This window comes from Streptomyces sp. NBC_00207, from assembly GCF_045160965.1.
Classification (GTDB): domain Bacteria; phylum Actinomycetota; class Actinomycetes; order Streptomycetales; family Streptomycetaceae; genus Streptomyces.
This window is the reverse complement of sequence record NZ_CP130715.1, coordinates 6,976,760-6,991,819: the sequence shown is the minus strand read 5'-3', so window position 1 is coordinate 6,991,819 and position 15,060 is coordinate 6,976,760. Positions and strand designations below refer to the sequence as shown.

The 15,060-nt window shown below is 72.7% G+C and carries 12 protein-coding genes; 7 read left to right on the top strand and 5 right to left on the bottom strand.

From position 1 onward, the window contains the following. Positions 1 to 282 precede the first annotated feature (282 nt). Both OG472_RS32690 and OG472_RS32685 read left to right on the top strand, forming a co-directional pair. Positions 283 to 2,565, top strand: coding sequence for a DUF6585 family protein (locus tag OG472_RS32690; protein ID WP_405832485.1), 2,283 nt, complete (start codon positions 283 to 285; stop codon positions 2,563 to 2,565). 295 nt (positions 2,566 to 2,860) lie between these two features. After that, positions 2,861 to 4,390, top strand: a complete 1,530-nt coding sequence (locus OG472_RS32685; protein ID WP_319730414.1) for a UDP-N-acetylglucosamine 1-carboxyvinyltransferase — start codon at positions 2,861 to 2,863, stop codon at positions 4,388 to 4,390. Positions 4,391 to 4,416: 26 nt separating this feature from the next. On the opposite strand, the gene OG472_RS32680 is transcribed toward OG472_RS32685, so the two are convergent. Then, positions 4,417 to 5,352: a MerR family transcriptional regulator gene (locus OG472_RS32680; RefSeq protein WP_401613843.1), complete on the bottom strand. Its 936-nt coding sequence runs from the start codon at positions 5,350 to 5,352 to the stop codon at positions 4,417 to 4,419. 179 nt (positions 5,353 to 5,531) lie between these two features. Between OG472_RS32680 and OG472_RS32675 the strand changes: the two genes are divergently transcribed. Then, complete coding sequence (locus OG472_RS32675; RefSeq protein ID WP_405832424.1) at positions 5,532 to 6,524, top strand: excalibur calcium-binding domain-containing protein; 993 nt, start codon at positions 5,532 to 5,534, stop codon at positions 6,522 to 6,524. A gap of 76 nt (positions 6,525 to 6,600) precedes the next feature. Here OG472_RS32675 and OG472_RS32670 read toward each other — a convergent pair whose 3' ends face one another. Both OG472_RS32670 and OG472_RS32665 read right to left on the bottom strand, forming a co-directional pair. After that, positions 6,601 to 7,497, bottom strand: a complete 897-nt coding sequence (locus OG472_RS32670) for an RNA polymerase sigma-70 factor (RefSeq protein ID WP_405834973.1) — start codon at positions 7,495 to 7,497, stop codon at positions 6,601 to 6,603. A gap of 188 nt (positions 7,498 to 7,685) precedes the next feature. Continuing rightward, complete coding sequence (locus tag OG472_RS32665) at positions 7,686 to 7,991, bottom strand: putative quinol monooxygenase (protein ID WP_327416980.1); 306 nt, start codon at positions 7,989 to 7,991, stop codon at positions 7,686 to 7,688. A gap of 202 nt (positions 7,992 to 8,193) precedes the next feature. On the opposite strand from OG472_RS32665, the gene OG472_RS32660 reads away from it, so the two are divergent. From OG472_RS32660 to OG472_RS32650, 3 genes are read left to right on the top strand one after another with little or no spacing between them, the layout of a single operon-like run. Continuing rightward, complete coding sequence (locus OG472_RS32660) at positions 8,194 to 9,657, top strand: cytochrome P450 (protein ID WP_405832422.1); 1,464 nt, start codon at positions 8,194 to 8,196, stop codon at positions 9,655 to 9,657. 24 nt (positions 9,658 to 9,681) lie between these two features. After that, complete coding sequence (locus tag OG472_RS32655) at positions 9,682 to 10,275, top strand: hypothetical protein (protein ID WP_405942326.1); 594 nt, start codon at positions 9,682 to 9,684, stop codon at positions 10,273 to 10,275. 38 nt (positions 10,276 to 10,313) lie between these two features. Further along, positions 10,314 to 10,832: an FBP domain-containing protein gene (locus OG472_RS32650; protein ID WP_405832419.1), complete on the top strand. Its 519-nt coding sequence runs from the start codon at positions 10,314 to 10,316 to the stop codon at positions 10,830 to 10,832. A gap of 35 nt (positions 10,833 to 10,867) precedes the next feature. On the opposite strand, the gene OG472_RS32645 is transcribed toward OG472_RS32650, so the two are convergent. Then, positions 10,868 to 12,421 carry an MFS transporter gene (locus OG472_RS32645; protein WP_401613832.1) on the bottom strand — a complete coding sequence of 518 codons (1,554 nt, stop codon included), beginning with the start codon at positions 12,419 to 12,421 and terminating at the stop codon, positions 10,868 to 10,870. Positions 12,422 to 12,504: 83 nt separating this feature from the next. Here OG472_RS32645 and OG472_RS32640 point away from each other — a divergent pair, with 83 nt between their 5' ends. After that, the gene (locus OG472_RS32640; protein WP_401613830.1) at positions 12,505 to 14,556 is read left to right on the top strand and encodes a prolyl oligopeptidase family serine peptidase; all 2,052 of its coding nucleotides are present in this window, start codon (positions 12,505 to 12,507) and stop codon (positions 14,554 to 14,556) included. Positions 14,557 to 14,602: 46 nt separating this feature from the next. Here OG472_RS32640 and OG472_RS32635 read toward each other — a convergent pair whose 3' ends face one another. Next, on the bottom strand, positions 14,603 to 14,935 hold the full coding sequence (locus tag OG472_RS32635; RefSeq protein ID WP_405832417.1) for a hypothetical protein: 333 nt from the start codon (positions 14,933 to 14,935) through the stop codon (positions 14,603 to 14,605). Positions 14,936 to 15,060: the final 125 nt, after the last annotated feature.

The window sequence follows — 15,060 nt, the reverse complement described above, 5'->3', positions numbered from 1 at the left end:
GGACGAGGCGCGCACCCCGGGGAAGGCCTGCCCGGTCCGCCGACCGGATGCTTCCGCATGCTCCGGCGCGGCCCCTGCGACCGGCGCCGACACCCGATATCCCCCCTTCCCTTCCGACTGCCCGCTCGTGACGATGATCACGGAGCGTTCCGGCGCGGCCTGCTCGTCCGGCCCAGGGCCCGCCCCCACCGGCGAGCGCCCCCTTGCGCGCCCTTAGCGGCGGCCCCCTCCGTCCCTATCCTGCTGCTCGTGGGGCCGAGGTTTCCGGGTCAGGGGGCGACTGTGGCACGTGCGGTGGGGATCGACCTGGGGACGACGCACTCGGCCGTGGCCGTGTTCGAGGGGGGTCGTGACCGCCCGGTGGTCACCACCGTCCCGAACGCCGAGGGATCCCGGACCACGCCGTCGGTGGTCGCCTTCACCGCGGAGGGGGAGGTCCTCGTCGGCGAGGCGGCCGCCCGCCAGGCCGTCACCAACCCGGCCAGGACCGTCCACGGCGTCAAACGCCTCCTGGGGACCGACTGGACGCTGCCGATCGACGGGACCACGTACAGCGCGCAGCGGATCGCGGCCCTCCTGCTGGGCAGACTGCGGCGGGACGCCGAGGCGTGGGTCGGCGAGCCGGTGACCGAGGCGGTGATCACCGTCCCGGCGGACTTCGGCGAGGCGCGGCGTCAGGCCGTCCGCGAGGCGGGCGAGCTCGCCGGCCTGACCGTGCTGCGCCTGATCAGCGAACCCGGAGCCGTCGGCCTCGCCTACGGCACGGACCGCGACGCCGACGAGGAGACAGTGCTCGTGTGCCGGCTCGGCGGCGGCAGCTTCGACGTGGGCGTACTGGAGCTGGGCTGGGCCGGGAACACCTTCGTCGTCGACGTCGGTGCGACGGCCGGCGACCACCTGCTCGGCGGCGAGGACTGGGACCGCGCCGTGGCCGACTGGCTGGCCACCCGGTTCCACGCGGCGCACGGAGTGGACCTCACCCGGGACGACACGGCCGTGCGCCGGCTGCGCGAGGCGGCCGAACGCGCCAAGACCGACCTCTCCTCGTCCGCGCGGACGACCGTCGGCGTGCCGTTCGTCGCCGCGTCGGACCACGGCCCGCTGCACCTGGACGAGCAGCTGACCCGGGAGGACCTGGAGCGGCTGACGGGCAGCCTGCGCGAACGGTGTGCGCCGCTGCTGCGCCGGGTGATGGAGGACGCCTACGTCTCCCCCGGCGAGATCACCCGGATCGTCCTGTCCGGCGGCGGAACCAGGATGCCCGCCCTCGCGGACCTGGTGCGCGAGGAGCTGGCCGAGGGGCCGCAGGAGCGCACGACCGTGCGCGTGGAGGAGGCCTGCGTGCGCGGCGCGGCCCTGCAGGCCGCCGTGCTCACCGGGGCCCACCAGGGCCTGCTGCTGCTCGACGCCACCCACGCGGCCCTGGGCGTGGAGACCGCGGGCGGAGTCATGACCCCGGTCGTCGTCCGGGGCACCACGATCCCGACGCAGAGGTCGATGGAGTTCACCACCGACGCCGATCTGCCGGAGGGCGGCACGCTGGCCTTCCGGGTGTACCGGGGCGACGACGACGCGGTCGCGGGCTGCGAACACCTGGGAACGGTCGAACTGACCGGCCTGCCCCACCGGGGCCGCGGCGCCCCCCGCATCGAGGTCACCTTCGACATCGGGGGCGACGGCTCCGTGGAGGTCGTGGCACGGGACGCGGCCGGCGCGCGGACCGGGCGGATGGCCCCGGGCAGGACCGGTGCACCGCCGCCCGGTCCCGCCCTGGTGCCCCTCGATCCGAAGGACGCGGCCAAGGGGCCCGGCGCGGCCGGCGCGCCGCCGCCCGCCCGGCTGGCGGCCGAACAGGAGGGCCTGGGCGGGCACACCACGGGCTACGCCTCGGCCGGCTCCCGGGCGTGGGAGGGACTGGCCGGGGCGGCCGGCGTATGCGCGGCGCTCGTCCCGCTCGGCGCCCTCCTGGCGCAACCCGTCCTGGCGGTGCTGGGCGCCGTGGCGGCGGCGTCCCTGGGGGTGCCCGCCCTGCTCACCCACGCCGCCCGCGGGAAGTACGCGCGGCTCGACCTCTTCGAGCGGGGCGTGGTGGTCTCCGACGCCGACGGCCGGACCGCCGCCTGCCGCTGGGACAGCCTGCAGGTCCGGCGGCACAGCGTCGCCCGCTACCTCGACGGCGTCTACTGCGGCACGGAGCACTACTGCACCCTGTCGCGGCCCGACGGCTCGGTCCTGCTGCCCGGCACGAAGTTCCCGTTCGCGCAGAGCTGGGGTCCGGTGGTGGAGGAGGCGGCGGCCCGGGCGCAGCTGCCCGGCGCGCTCGCGACGATCCGGGCGGGCGGCAGCGTCGTCTTCGGCCCGTTCTCGCTGAGCCGGGAGGCGGTCACCGCCGGCGGCCGGCCGGAGCCCTGGGACAGGATCGAGCCCGTCTCGTACGGCAACGGCACGGCCTCGCTGAGGGTCATGGGCCGGCAGCAGCCGCTGGGCACCGTGTCGGTGGGGCTGGTGAACGGCTTCCCCGTCTTCCTGACGCTGGTCGACCACCTGCGGGCGGGCCGCCGCTGAGTCCCGGGGGCGGAGGGCGGGGGCCGGGGGCCGAGGGCGCCGGGGATCCTGGGAGCCGGGGAGCAACTCCCCGGCGCGGCCCGGGAGGAGCTCCCGGCCCGCTGTCCGGGCAGGAGCGGCGGCACCTGACTCATCCGTCTGCTCACCCGTCTGCTCGGCCGGATCGTCGCGCATCGCGCGTACGGGGACCCCACCATGGGACCTGACGGTCAATAACACACAAATCGCCCACCCGACACACCCATCTGGCATACCCGGAGCGGGACTCATCTCATATCTGAGATAACGTGCCCCCATGGCAGACGACTACCTCGTACGCATCGGCAAGCTCATCCGTGACGCCCGTCAGCACCGGGGCTGGACACAGAGTCAGCTCGCTGACGCACTCGGCACCAGCCAGAGTGCCGTGAACCGGATCGAGCGCGGCAATCAGAACATCAGCCTTGAGATGATCGCCCGAATCGGCGAAGCGCTCGACAGCGAGATCGTCTCCCTGGGCTACGCCGGCCCGATGCACCTGCGCGTGGTCGGCGGCCGCCGGCTGTCGGGCGCCATCGACGTCAAGACGAGCAAGAACGCGTGCGTCGCCCTGCTCTGCGGCTCGCTGCTCAACAAGGGCCGTACGGTGCTGCGGCGGGTGGCCCGCATCGAGGAGGTCTACCGCCTCCTGGAGGTGCTGAACTCCATCGGCGTCCGCACCCGCTGGATCAACGACGGCGTGGACCTGGAGCTGATCCCGCCGGCCCGCCTCGACCTGGAGGCCATGGACGCGGACGCGGCGCGCCGGACCCGGAGCATCATCATGTTCCTGGGCCCCCTGCTGCACCGGATGGACCACTTCCGCCTGCCCTACGCGGGCGGTTGCGACCTCGGCACCCGCACCATCGAGCCGCACATGATCGCCCTGCGCCGCTTCGGCCTGGACATCACCGCGACCGAGGGCATCTACCACGCGAAGGTGGAGGCCGGGGTCTCCCCCGACCGCCCGATCGTGCTGACCGAGCGCGGGGACACGGTCACCGAGAACGCGCTGCTGGCCGCCGCCCGGCACGACGGCGTCACCGTCATCCGCAACGCCTCCTCCAACTACATGGTCCAGGACCTGTGTTTCTTCCTGGAGGAGCTGGGCGTCAAGGTCGAGGGCGTCGGCACGACCACGCTCACCGTCCACGGCGTTCCGAACATCGACGTGGACGTGGACTACTCCCCCTCCGAGGACCCGGTCGAGGCGATGAGCCTGCTCGCCGCGGCGGTCGTCACGGAGTCGGAGCTGACCATCCGCCGGGTGCCGATCGAGTTCATGGAGATCGAGCTCGCGGTGCTGGAGGAGATGGGCCTCGACCACGACCGCTCGGCGGAGTACGTCGCGGACAACGGCCGCACCCGCCTGGTGGACCTCACCGTCCGCCCGTCCAAGCTCGAAGCCCCGATCGACAAGATCCACCCGATGCCGTTCCCCGGGCTGAACATCGACAACGTCCCGTTCTTCGCGGCCATCGCCGCCGTCGCCCAGGGCCAGACCCTGATCCACGACTGGGTGTACGACAACCGGGCCATCTACCTGACCGACCTCAACCGCCTCGGCGGCCGCCTCCAACTCCTGGACCCCCACCGCGTCCTGGTGGAGGGCCCCACCCGCTGGCGCGCGGCGGAGATGATGTGCCCGCCGGCCCTGCGCCCGGCGGTGGTCGTCCTCCTCGCGATGATGGCCGCCGAGGGCACCTCGGTCCTGCGCAACGTCTACGTGATCAACCGCGGCTACGAGGAACTGGCCGAACGCCTCAACTCGGTGGGCGCCCAGATCGAGATCTTCCGCGACATCTGAGCAACCCGCAGGTCGGGAGGGATCGTTCAACGGCGGCCGGTGCGCAGGGCCTGGATGAGCCAGGGGTACACCGGGACCAGGTCCGGGACCACCTGCCAGCCGTTGACGATCCAGACCAGCCGCCAGTACCGGTCCACCCGGGGATCGTGTGCCTCTTCGAACTGCCGGGCCATCCAGTCCCGGAACCGGGTGTCAGGGGTGCGCGCGAAGGCCTCGGCGAAGCGCTGCACGAGGTCGTCGATGACGGGTGCACCCCTGTCGCTCAGCGGGTCGATGCCCGACTCCACGGCCTCGGACACCTTCTGACGGGTGAACTCCATCAGTTCCTCGCCGGCCCCGCTCTCGATGTCGAGCGGGCGCCCGGCGGCCCGGCGGCCGGCCGTCCGGCGCATCCGGGCCCGGAAGTCCTCGTCGCCGACCAGCTCGGCGAGTTCCACCCACGCGGCGACCTGCTCGCCGGACGGATCTTCGGGGAGGTCGGGGGTGGCGGCGCGCACCATGGCCGCAGCGGCCGGGTCCGCATCCACGGTGCCGAAGGTGCCCTCCAGGAAATCGTCGATCAACCGCCGGCGTTCCTCGCCGGACAACTGCGTAAGCCTGTGCATGAGCTTCGTCTCCTCGGGACCGGCCCCGCCCCCGGCCACCGCCCGCAGAACGCTGCGGCGCAGTTGCAGCGCCCGGATCTGGACGTCCGTGGCGTCGGCGTGCGCCGCGGCGACTTCCGCCACCGAGAGCTCGCGGTCCAGCACCCGTTGGATCGTGGCCAGGTCCATGCCCAGCTCGCGCAGGGTGCGCAGGAGTTCCAGACGAAGCAGCGCGTCGAGGTCGTAGAGCCGATAGCCGGCGGGGCTTCGGGTGGTCGGCGCCACCACCCCCGAATCGGAGTAGAACCGGATGGTTCTCACGGGCAGGCCCGTCCGCCGGGAGAGCTCCCCGATCGAGTAGAGGGTCGTGGCGTCCATGTCCCCCACTCTGCCGTCTCCAGTCACTGGAGACTCAAGGCCCTTCCCCAGCCGGGCCGCCCCGCACCGCATCGCCCCGCCCGAGACGTCTCTTCGACTCATCTCACGTACCGACCGGTACAAGTTTCAATCTTCTATACGCTCACCGGGCCCCTCACGCACCGCCAGAAGGACGCCACGTGACCTACCCTGCGCCACACCCTTACCCGCAAGCGCCCGTACGGCGCTGGTGGCAGCACCCGGCACTGATCATTTCCCTGCTGGTCGTCATACCGCCCGCCGGCATAGCCCTCGCCTGGCTGAGTCCGTGGAGCCAGGTGAAGAAGGTCGTCGCAACGGTTGTGGCCGGCCTCTGGTTCCTGACTCCGTTCCTGGGCGATCCGCCGAAGAAGACCGAGACGGACGCGAAGCCGAAGGCTGCCGCGGTCCAGAGCGCGGCGCCCGCGCCGACTCCGAGCCCGGCCGCGCCGGCCAGCTACATCGGCCAGAACCTCAAGCAGGCGAAGGCCGCCGCCCACGCCGCCGGGTACAACTCGGTCTCCCACGACGCCGGCCCGGACGATGCCGGTCAGCTGGACGAGGACAACTGGAAGATCTGCTTCCAGAGCGCGGCGGCGGAGTCTGCCGGAAAATCCACGCTCGACTTCGGCGTGGTGCGCAACGAGTGGCCGTGCCCGACGAAGGACGGCGAGCCGATCCCGTATCCGAAGATGCCGAAGGTGGTCGGCCTCACCTTCGCCAAGGCGTCCGAGACCCTCAAGCCGATCGGGCTCAAGGCGATCGAACCGCAGAGCGCCTACACCGACGTCACCCTCCCGGCCGCCGTGGACGACTGGAGCGTCTGCTTCCAAGACCCCGCCGAGGGCAGGGAAATCCAGAACCCGAAGACGTCGAGCGCCCGACTCAAGGTCGTCGCACCCGCCACGGCCTGCCCGGCAGCGGAGGGCGGCAGACTGCACCCCGACCCGACGCCGCCGCCGCGCCCGCCGAGCAACGATGACGACTCCGGCACCTCCGCCTCGGCCGGATCGTCCACTGGCGGTGGCGGTGGCAGCGTCTACTACAAGAACTGCACGGCGGTTCGCGCAGCTGGAGCCGCTCCGATCCGCCGGAGCGACCCCGGATACGGGCGCCACCTCGACCGGGACGGCGACGGAGTGGCCTGCGAATAGACCAGGCCGACGGGCCGGCGCGGGCCGGCCTCGATGGTGAGCCGGATTCCCGGGCCGCCCCGCTCCCGCACGGTGTTCACCGAAGGGTGAGCGGGGTCTCCGAGGCGATCCGGGTCAGTTTTTCCGGGTTGCGGACGTAGTAGAGGCCCGTGATGCGGCCGGCGTCCATGCGGGCCGTGATGATGCCGTCGGTCTCGCCGTCCACGCGCACGAGCAGTGCCGGGTGGCCGTTGGCGATGGTGGGGCCGGCGGTGACCAGGCTGCGGTGCTTGCCGAGGTTGCCCATGATGAGGCGGGACACCTTGTCCGCGCCGATGATCGGGCGCACCGCGGCCTGCTTGATGCCGCCGCCGTCGGCCATCAGGACGACCTCGGGGGCGAGGACGTCGAGGAGGCCCTGGAGGTCGCCGGTTTCGAGCGCGCGCCGGAACGACTCCAGAGCCGCCCGGGTCCTGCTCGCGGAGACCGTCTCGCGCGGGCGGCGGGCGTCCACGTGCCGGCGGGCGCGGTGCGCGATCTGGCGGACGGCCGCGGGGCTCTTGTCGACGGCGGCCGCGATCTCGTCGTAGCCGACGTCGAAGACCTCGCGCAGCACGAACACGGCGCGCTCGGTCGGCGACAGCGTTTCGAGGACGAGCATGAGCGCCATCGACACGCTCTCCGCGAGCTCGGCGTCCTCGGCCACGTCCGGCGCGGTGAGCAGCGGCTCGGGGAGCCAGGGGCCCACGTACGACTCCTTGCGGCGCGTCATCGTGCGCAGCCGGTTGAGCGACTGCCGGGTCGTGATCCGGACCAGGTACGCGCGCTGGTCGCGCACCTCCTGAAGGTCCGTCCGGATCCACCGCAGCCAGGTCTCCTGGAGGACGTCCTCGGCGTCGGCCGCCGATCCGAGCATCTCGTAGGCGACGGTGAAGAGCAGGTTGCGGTAGCCGAGGAACGTCTCGGTCGCCGCGTCGGTGGCCTGCTCGCTCATGTCCCGGTCCCTCTCGTCCGCGGCCCGCCCCGGGTCCACAGCCTGGTCCGCCTCCGTGTTCCCGGTCATGGCGTGCCTCCTCCTCCGGTTCGTGGGGTTCGTCCTCAAGACACCGTGTCAGTGGTCGTTGTGACATGCCGTGAGGCAGATCACTCCGCCTCGACGAGCGGGACCGCGGCCGGATCCGGCTACAGGGCGCCCTGTGCGGCTCCCGCCGGGCGGGGCTGGAGGATGGTGACGTCGGCGGGCCGGTCGCGCAGGGCGTTCAGCTCCGGTCCGAGCTTCGCCATCACCTCCCCGCTCGCGTGTGCGTCGAGGTCGGCCTGGCTGGCCCACTTCTCGATGATCACGATCGAGGTCCCGTCGGTGTGCAGCGCGTAGAGCTCGCAGCCGGGCTCGGCGTGGACCGCTTCGATGTGGCGGGCGTAGGTGGCCAGCGCTTCCTCCAGCAGTCCCGGCTTGGGGTGGACCACGGCGGTGACGACGACGGACATTGGGAACTCCTTCAACGAGACGGGCGTTGGCCGGCGTTGGCCAGGGTAGGTGATGTCCCGTCACGCACGGTTTCTTGATCACCCTGTGGACCGTCCGGCGAACCGAGGGCTCGTCGGCATTCGGCCGGATGGGGCGTGGATCCTGGTCAGACGCGCCGGGCGACCGGCAGAATCGGGCCTCCGGTACGGGGAGGGAGCGGACATGGCAGGTGGAACGGACGCAGGGGCCGGTGCGGCGGCGGAGGTTCCCGGGCTCGTGGGGGTCCCGCTGCTCGGGTCGCTCTTCGACCTGAAGTCGGACTCCCTCGGCACCTATCTACGGGCGCAGCACCAGCACGGCGACCTCGTACGGGTCACGGCCGGCCCGCCCGGCATGCGGGCCGAGCTGTACTGCGTCTTCTCGCCCGAGGGCGCCCAGCAGGTGCTCGCCTCCGAGGCGGCCAACTTCCGCAAGGACAACGCCTTCTACCAGGAGGTCCGGGACTCCTTCGGCAACGGCCTGCTGACCAGTCAGGACGAGGACTACCTGCGCCAGCGCCGGCTGGTCCAGCCGCTCTTCACCCGGCGCCGGGTGGACGGCTACGCCGGGGCCGTCGCCGCCGAGACCGCGTCGGTCATCGCCGCCTGGGACAAGGCCCCGGACGGCGTCGTCGACGTCTCCGACGAGATGACGCACCTCGCCCTGCGCGCCGTCGCCCGGATCCTCTTCGGCACCGACGTCGAGGCCACCGCCGAAGCCGTGGCCCGGTGCTTTCCGGTCATCACGGACTACGTGCTGCGCCGCGGCTACTCCCCCGCCAACATCCCGCGGCACTGGCCCACCCCGGGCAACAGGCGTGCGGCCGCCGCGATGGACGAGCTCTACGGGGTGTGCGACAAGATCATCGCCGAGCGGCGCGGGGCGGGTGCGCACACCGCCGGTCGGGGCACCGCTGCGCAGGACGGCCCAGTGCAGGACGACCCTGCGCAGGACTCCGCTGTTCCGGGCGGCGCCGGCGAGGACCTGCTGACGCTGCTGGCCGCCGCCAGGAGTTCGGACGACGGGGAGTTCGACGCCTCCGAGCTGCGCGACCAGGTACTGATCTTCCTGCTCGCCGGGCACGAGACGACCGCCACCTCCCTCTGCTTCGCCCTGCACCTGCTCGCCCGCCACCCCGAGGAGCAGGGCCGGGCCCGCGAGGAGATCTCCCGCGTCCTGGGCGACCGTACGCCCGAGGCCGCCGACATGGACCGGCTCCCGTATCTCACCCGGGTGCTCAAGGAGGCGATGCGGCTGTACCCCGCCGCGCCGGTCATCGGCCGCAAGGCCGTCGCGGACACCCGGATCGGGGAGCACACCGTCCCCGCGGGCGCGGACGTGATCCTGGCGCCCTGGGTGACGCACCGCCACCCGGCGCACTGGCCGGATCCGGACCGCTTCGACCCCGAGCGCTTCACCCCGGAGGCGGAGGCGGCGCGGCCGCGCTACGCGTGGTTCCCCTTCGGCGGCGGCCCGCGCGCCTGCATCGGGCAGCACTTCTCGATGCTGGAGTCGGTGGTCGCGCTGGCGATGATCCTTCGGGCGTACGAGTTCGAGGCCGTGGACACCGAGATCCCGGTCGGGGCCGGGATCACCCTGCGGACGGACGGCCCGGTGCGCTGCCGGGCCCGTCGCGTGGATGGGTAGCGCCCGCACGGCCATCATGGCCGGATGGACGAGGAGATTCCGGGCAGATTGTCCCCGTACGTACGACGCCCGCCGCGCGCGTTACTGCCCGGCTCCCCCGCCCCGAAGCCGCTGCTGCGCCGGATCAACGGCTTCTTCGTCTTCGGGTTCCTGAGCGCGCTGCCCGACGACCTGCCCGAGGCGGGGGCCGCGCTGCTGGACCCGTTCGAACGGATCGGCCGCCTGTTCGGCCGACTCTTCCACGGCCCGGCGCTGCAGGGCGGCTGGGCGAGCGAGGCGGGCCGCTTCGCCCTGGCCCTGCACGGCTTCCACTGGACGCGCCGGCAGGCCGAGACCCGTGGTCCGTACGGCGCGTTCACCGCGCACCCCGGTCTCCCGGACGATGCGCGGTGCTCGAACACGGTCACCGCGCGGCCGCCGTGGGGCCGCGGCGATCCGGCCCGCGCGGCCCATGCCGCGGCCTGCGGCCTGCGACGCATCCCCCGGCTCCGCCGCCGGCCGGCCCGGGTGGACCTGGCCTTCGCCGACGGCTCCTGGCTGGCCCTGCGGATGAACACCCGGGCCGGCGCCGACCGGCTGCGCGCCGCGCTCGCGCAGACATCGAAGAGCGGATATTGAGGTGCGACCGGTCAGAACGGGCCATAAGGTCGATGCCCGTGGAGCCACTCAGTGAGAAACAGATCCGTGCGTCCTTCGTGAACTGCACCAAGGGCGAGGCCGCGCGGCTGCGACTGCCCCTCGACTTCGCCGAACTGCCCTGGGACGACCTGGACTTCCTGGGGTGGGTGGATCCGGGAGCGCCGCTGCGGGCCCACCTCGTGCTGCCGCGGGAGACGGGGCCGCTGGGGATCTCCCTGCGCGTGCCGTCCGTGGGCCGTACCAGCGCGGTGAAGTCCAGCCTGTGCCAGATCTGTCTGACGGGTCACGCGTCCTCCGGGGTCTCCCTCCTGGCGGCCCCCTTGGCGGGCGCCCGCGGCCGCGAGGGCAACACCGTCGGCACCTACATCTGCGCGGACCTGGCCTGTTCCCTTTACCTGCGCGGCAAGCGGCAGCCGAAGCTGCGTACCGGCCGCCACGAGGAGTCCCTGACCCTGGACGAACGCCTCGCCCGCATGCGGGGCAACCTGGACGCCTTCGCCGCCCGGGTCACCGCCGCCGGGGTCCCCGCGGCCTGAGCTCCGCGGCCCCGCCTGGGCCCGAAGGAGACGGTCTAGGTGCGGTCCGCCGCCGGGGTGTGGTTGCCCTGGAGGCGTTCGAGGTCCGAGGGGCGGACCTGGATGGCGAACAGCGCGATCGCCGCGCCGACCAGGGTGAACATGGCCGCCACGATGAAGGCCGCGCTGATGCCCGAGGTGAGGATCTGGTCGCTCCACGGCTTCGGGACCTGTCCGGTCTGCTGGAAGGCCGCCCGCTGTGCGGGGGTGGCCGTGCCGAGGAAGCCCGCCACCTGGTCCTTCGCCTCGTTGCGGCTCGCCGTGCCGAAGACCGTCACCAGGATGGACAGGCCGAGCGAGCCGCCCACCTGCTGCATCGTGTTGAGGAGTCCGGACGCGGCTCCCGACTCCCGGTCGGGGACGTTGGACAGGGCCATCAGGGTCAGCGAGACGAACTGCAGGCCCATGCCGAGGGCGAACAGCAGCATCGGGCCCAGGATGCTGCCCAGGTACGTGGAGTGGACGTCCGTCTGCGTCAGCCAGGCGAGCCCGGCCGCCGAGGACAGGGCTCCGCCGACCATGAACGGCTTGGGACCGAACTTCGGGAGCAGTTGCGAGGTGAGCCCGGCGCCCACCGCGACCATCACGCTGACCGGGAGGAAGGCGAGGCCGGCCTGGATCGGGCTGAAGCCGAGCACGATCTGCACGAAGAGCGTCAGGAAGAAGAACATGCCGAAGATCGCGCAGGCGAGCATGAGCATGATCCCGTAGGTCCCGGCCCGGTTGCGGTCGGCGAACATGTGCAGCGGGGTGATGGGCTGGGGCGAGTGCCGCTCGTTGAGGATGAACAGGGTCAGCAGGACCACGGCGGCGCCGAAGGAGCCGAGGGTCACCGGGTCGCGCCAGCCCTCCTGGGAGGCCCGGATGAAGCCGTAGACCAGCGCGACCATGCCCAGGGTGGACAGCAGTGCGCCGGCGAAGTCGAAGTGTCCGGGGTGGCGTTCGGATTCGTGCAGGACCTTCGTGGCCAGCACCGCGATCACCACGGCGATGGGGACGTTGACGAAGAGCACCCAGCGCCAGTCGAGCCATTCGACGAGGATGCCGCCCGCGAGCAGACCGATGGCGCCGCCGGCCGCCGAGACGCCGGCGAACACGCCGAAGGCCCGGTTGCGGGCGGGGCCTTCGCGGAAGGTGGTGGTGATCAGCGCGAGGGAGGTCGGGGACGCGATGGCTCCGCCGACGCCCTGGAGGGCGCGGGCCGCCATCAACTGACCCTCGTTCTGGGCGAGTCCGCCGAGGAAGGAGGCAAGGCCGAAGAGCAGGACGCCGAAGATGAAGACGCGTTTGCGGCCGAGGATGTCGCCGGTGCGGCCGCCGAGGAGCAGCAGGCCGCCGAAAGCGAGGGTGTAGGCGTTGACGACCCAGGAGAGGCTCTCGGTGGAGAAGCCGAGCGCGGTCTGGATGTGCGGCAGCGCGATGTTCACGATCGTGATGTCGAGCACCACCATGAGCTGACAGGAGGCGATGACGAACAGGGCGAGTCCGTTGCCGCTTCCTCGGACCTTGCCATCGGTCCCGTTGCTGCTCGGCGTTGCGTTCGGGTCCACCCTTTCGACGCTAAGCCCGCACCCCTGGGGTCACCACTCGAACGGCCTAGTGGTGGTGACATTGCACATGTCACACTACGATCATGGATGATTTCCTCAGGCTCTCCGCGAGCACGGCCCGTTTCTCCTACGGCGCCCCGCGCGCGTTCTCCTTCGGGGACGACGGCCGGCTCCTCTGGTTCCTCCGTTCCACCGGCCCCACCGACGCCTTCGACAGCCTCTGGGTGCTCGACACCACCACCGGCGCCGAGACCCGGCTTGCCGATCCCCGCGAGCTGTGCCCCGAGCCGGGAGCCCTGCCGGACGCCGAGCGCCGGCTGCGCGAGCGGACCCGGCTCGTCGCCGCCGGGATCGGCTCGTACGCCCTCTCCGGTGACGGCCGGCGCGCCGTGTTCGCGCTGTACGGGCGGCTCTACGGGGTCACGGCCGCCGGCGGCGGGAAGCCCGAGGAGATCCCGGCCGCCGGACCCGCCGTGGACCCGCGGCCCAACGCCGACGGCTCCCGCACCGCGTACGTCTGCGACGACGCCCTGCACGTCACCCCGGGCGGACGGGTCAGCCCCGACGACGGGGCCCGCTGGGGCCTCGCCGAATTCGCCGCCGCCGAGGAGCTCGGCCGCTCCCGGGGCCACTGGTGGTCCCCGGACGGGGTCACCCTGCTGGCTGCCCGCGTCGACGAATCCGCGCTCCAGCGGAGGTACTTCGCCGACCCGGCGCACCCCGAGCTGCCCGCCGAGGACTTCGCCTACCCGGAGGCGGGCGGACCCAACGCCGAGGTGCAGCTGTGGGTGCTCGGCGAGAGCCGGGTACGGATCGAGTGGGACGCCGAGACCTACCCCTACGTCTCCGACGCGGGCTGGGAGTCGGCCGGGGAGATCCTGCTGACGGTCCACGACCGGCTCCAGCGCACCGTGCTGCTGCTCTCCGCCGACCCGGCCACCGGCCGCACCCGGGAGCTGTCCCGCACCACGCACCCCCAGTGGGTGGACCCCCTGGTCCCCGGCACCCCGGCCCGCCTGCCCGACGGGCGGATGCTGACCGCGGCCGATACCGCCGGCGGGGCGGCCCGCGGCCTCGCCGTGGACGGATCCCTGCTCACCGGGGACGACGTCCAGGTCCGCGGGGTGGCCGGGGTCCACGAAGGCCGGCTGCTGATCGAGGCCGGGCTCCGCGACCCGGCCGAACAGCAGGTGCTGCTGCTGGACACCGCCACCGGGGAAGCGACGCCGCTCGCGGACGGCCCCGGCGTACACGGCGTGACCGCCTCGGCCGGGTACCTGCTGCTGACCTCCGCCGACGCCGACGGCGTACGGCGCGTCGTACGCACCCCCGACGGGCGGGAACTGACCCCCGCCGACCTGTCGCAGCCGCTGCCGTACCGGGTGGCGCCGGTCCTGGAGCGGGTCACCGAGCACGGCGTGCCCACCGCGCTCGTGCTGCCCCGCGGGCACGTCCCCGGGCGGAAGCTGCCCGTCCTGATGGACAGCTACGGCGGCCCCGGCGCCCAGGACATCACCGCCGACCCGCGCCGCTGGCAGCACCGCCAGTGGTGGGCCGACCAGGGCTTCGCGGTGGTGACCGTCGACAACCGCGGCACCGCGTACGTCTCGCCCTCCCACACCCACGCCATGTACCGCGGCTTCTCCGAGGTCACCCTCGACGACCAGGTCGCGGCCCTCCACGCGCTGGCCGCCCGCCACGGCGACCTCGACCTCGGCCGGGTCGGCGTCCGCGGCTGGTCCTACGGCGGCTACCTCGCGGCCATGGCGGTGCTGCGCCGCCCGGACGTCTTCCACGCCGCGGCCGCCGGGGCCGCGCCGACCGACTTCCGGCACTACGACACCGCGTACACGGAGCGGTACCTGGGCCTGCCGCAGGAGCACCCGGACGTCTACGAGCGGGACTCCCTCATCCCCGACGCCCCGAAGCTGTCCCGGCCGCTGCTGCTCGTCACCGGCCTGGCCGACGACAACGTCCACCCCTCGCACACGCTGCGCCTGTCCCAGGCGCTGACGGACGCGGGCCGCCCCCACCAGCTGCTTGCCCTCCCCGGCGTCACCCACATGACCCCGGGCGGCACCCGCGAGAAGATCATGGCCCTGGAACTCGACTTCTTCCGCCGCGAACTCGCCTAGCTCCTGCCCGCTCCCCGCCCCGCCGGCCATCCGGCCGTCGGGGCGGTCAGGGCTGCGGGGCGAACACCATGCGGACCAGGGCGGTGATGACCAGCACCGCCGCCGGCGCGTACCACCAACGCCGCAGCCGGCCCGTGTTCACACAGGCCGCCGTCCCTGCGAGGGCCATCAGCTCCACCACCAGACCGAGCCCCGCCATCAGCCGCACGGTGTCCGTCACCGTGCGGTCCCAGGGCCCCTCGGACTCGGTGAGCAGTGCGTTGAGGACGAAGAAGCCGGCCACCGTGTGCAGTCCCAGCAGTCCCACCAGGACGGCAGCCGTCGCGGCCGTCGCCACCGGACGGCGTCGGGTGAGCCCCGGTGCCTGCTCCTCTGTCATGCGGTGCCCGCCTCGCGTCCTCGATGTGGTGGCCGAAACCACGACCGTAGGCCTGGGCGTCGTCCGTGCGCCAGCCCGGCCGCCGTGGCATCGGGCGGTTGCCGCGCGTGCGGGGGCAACGGAAG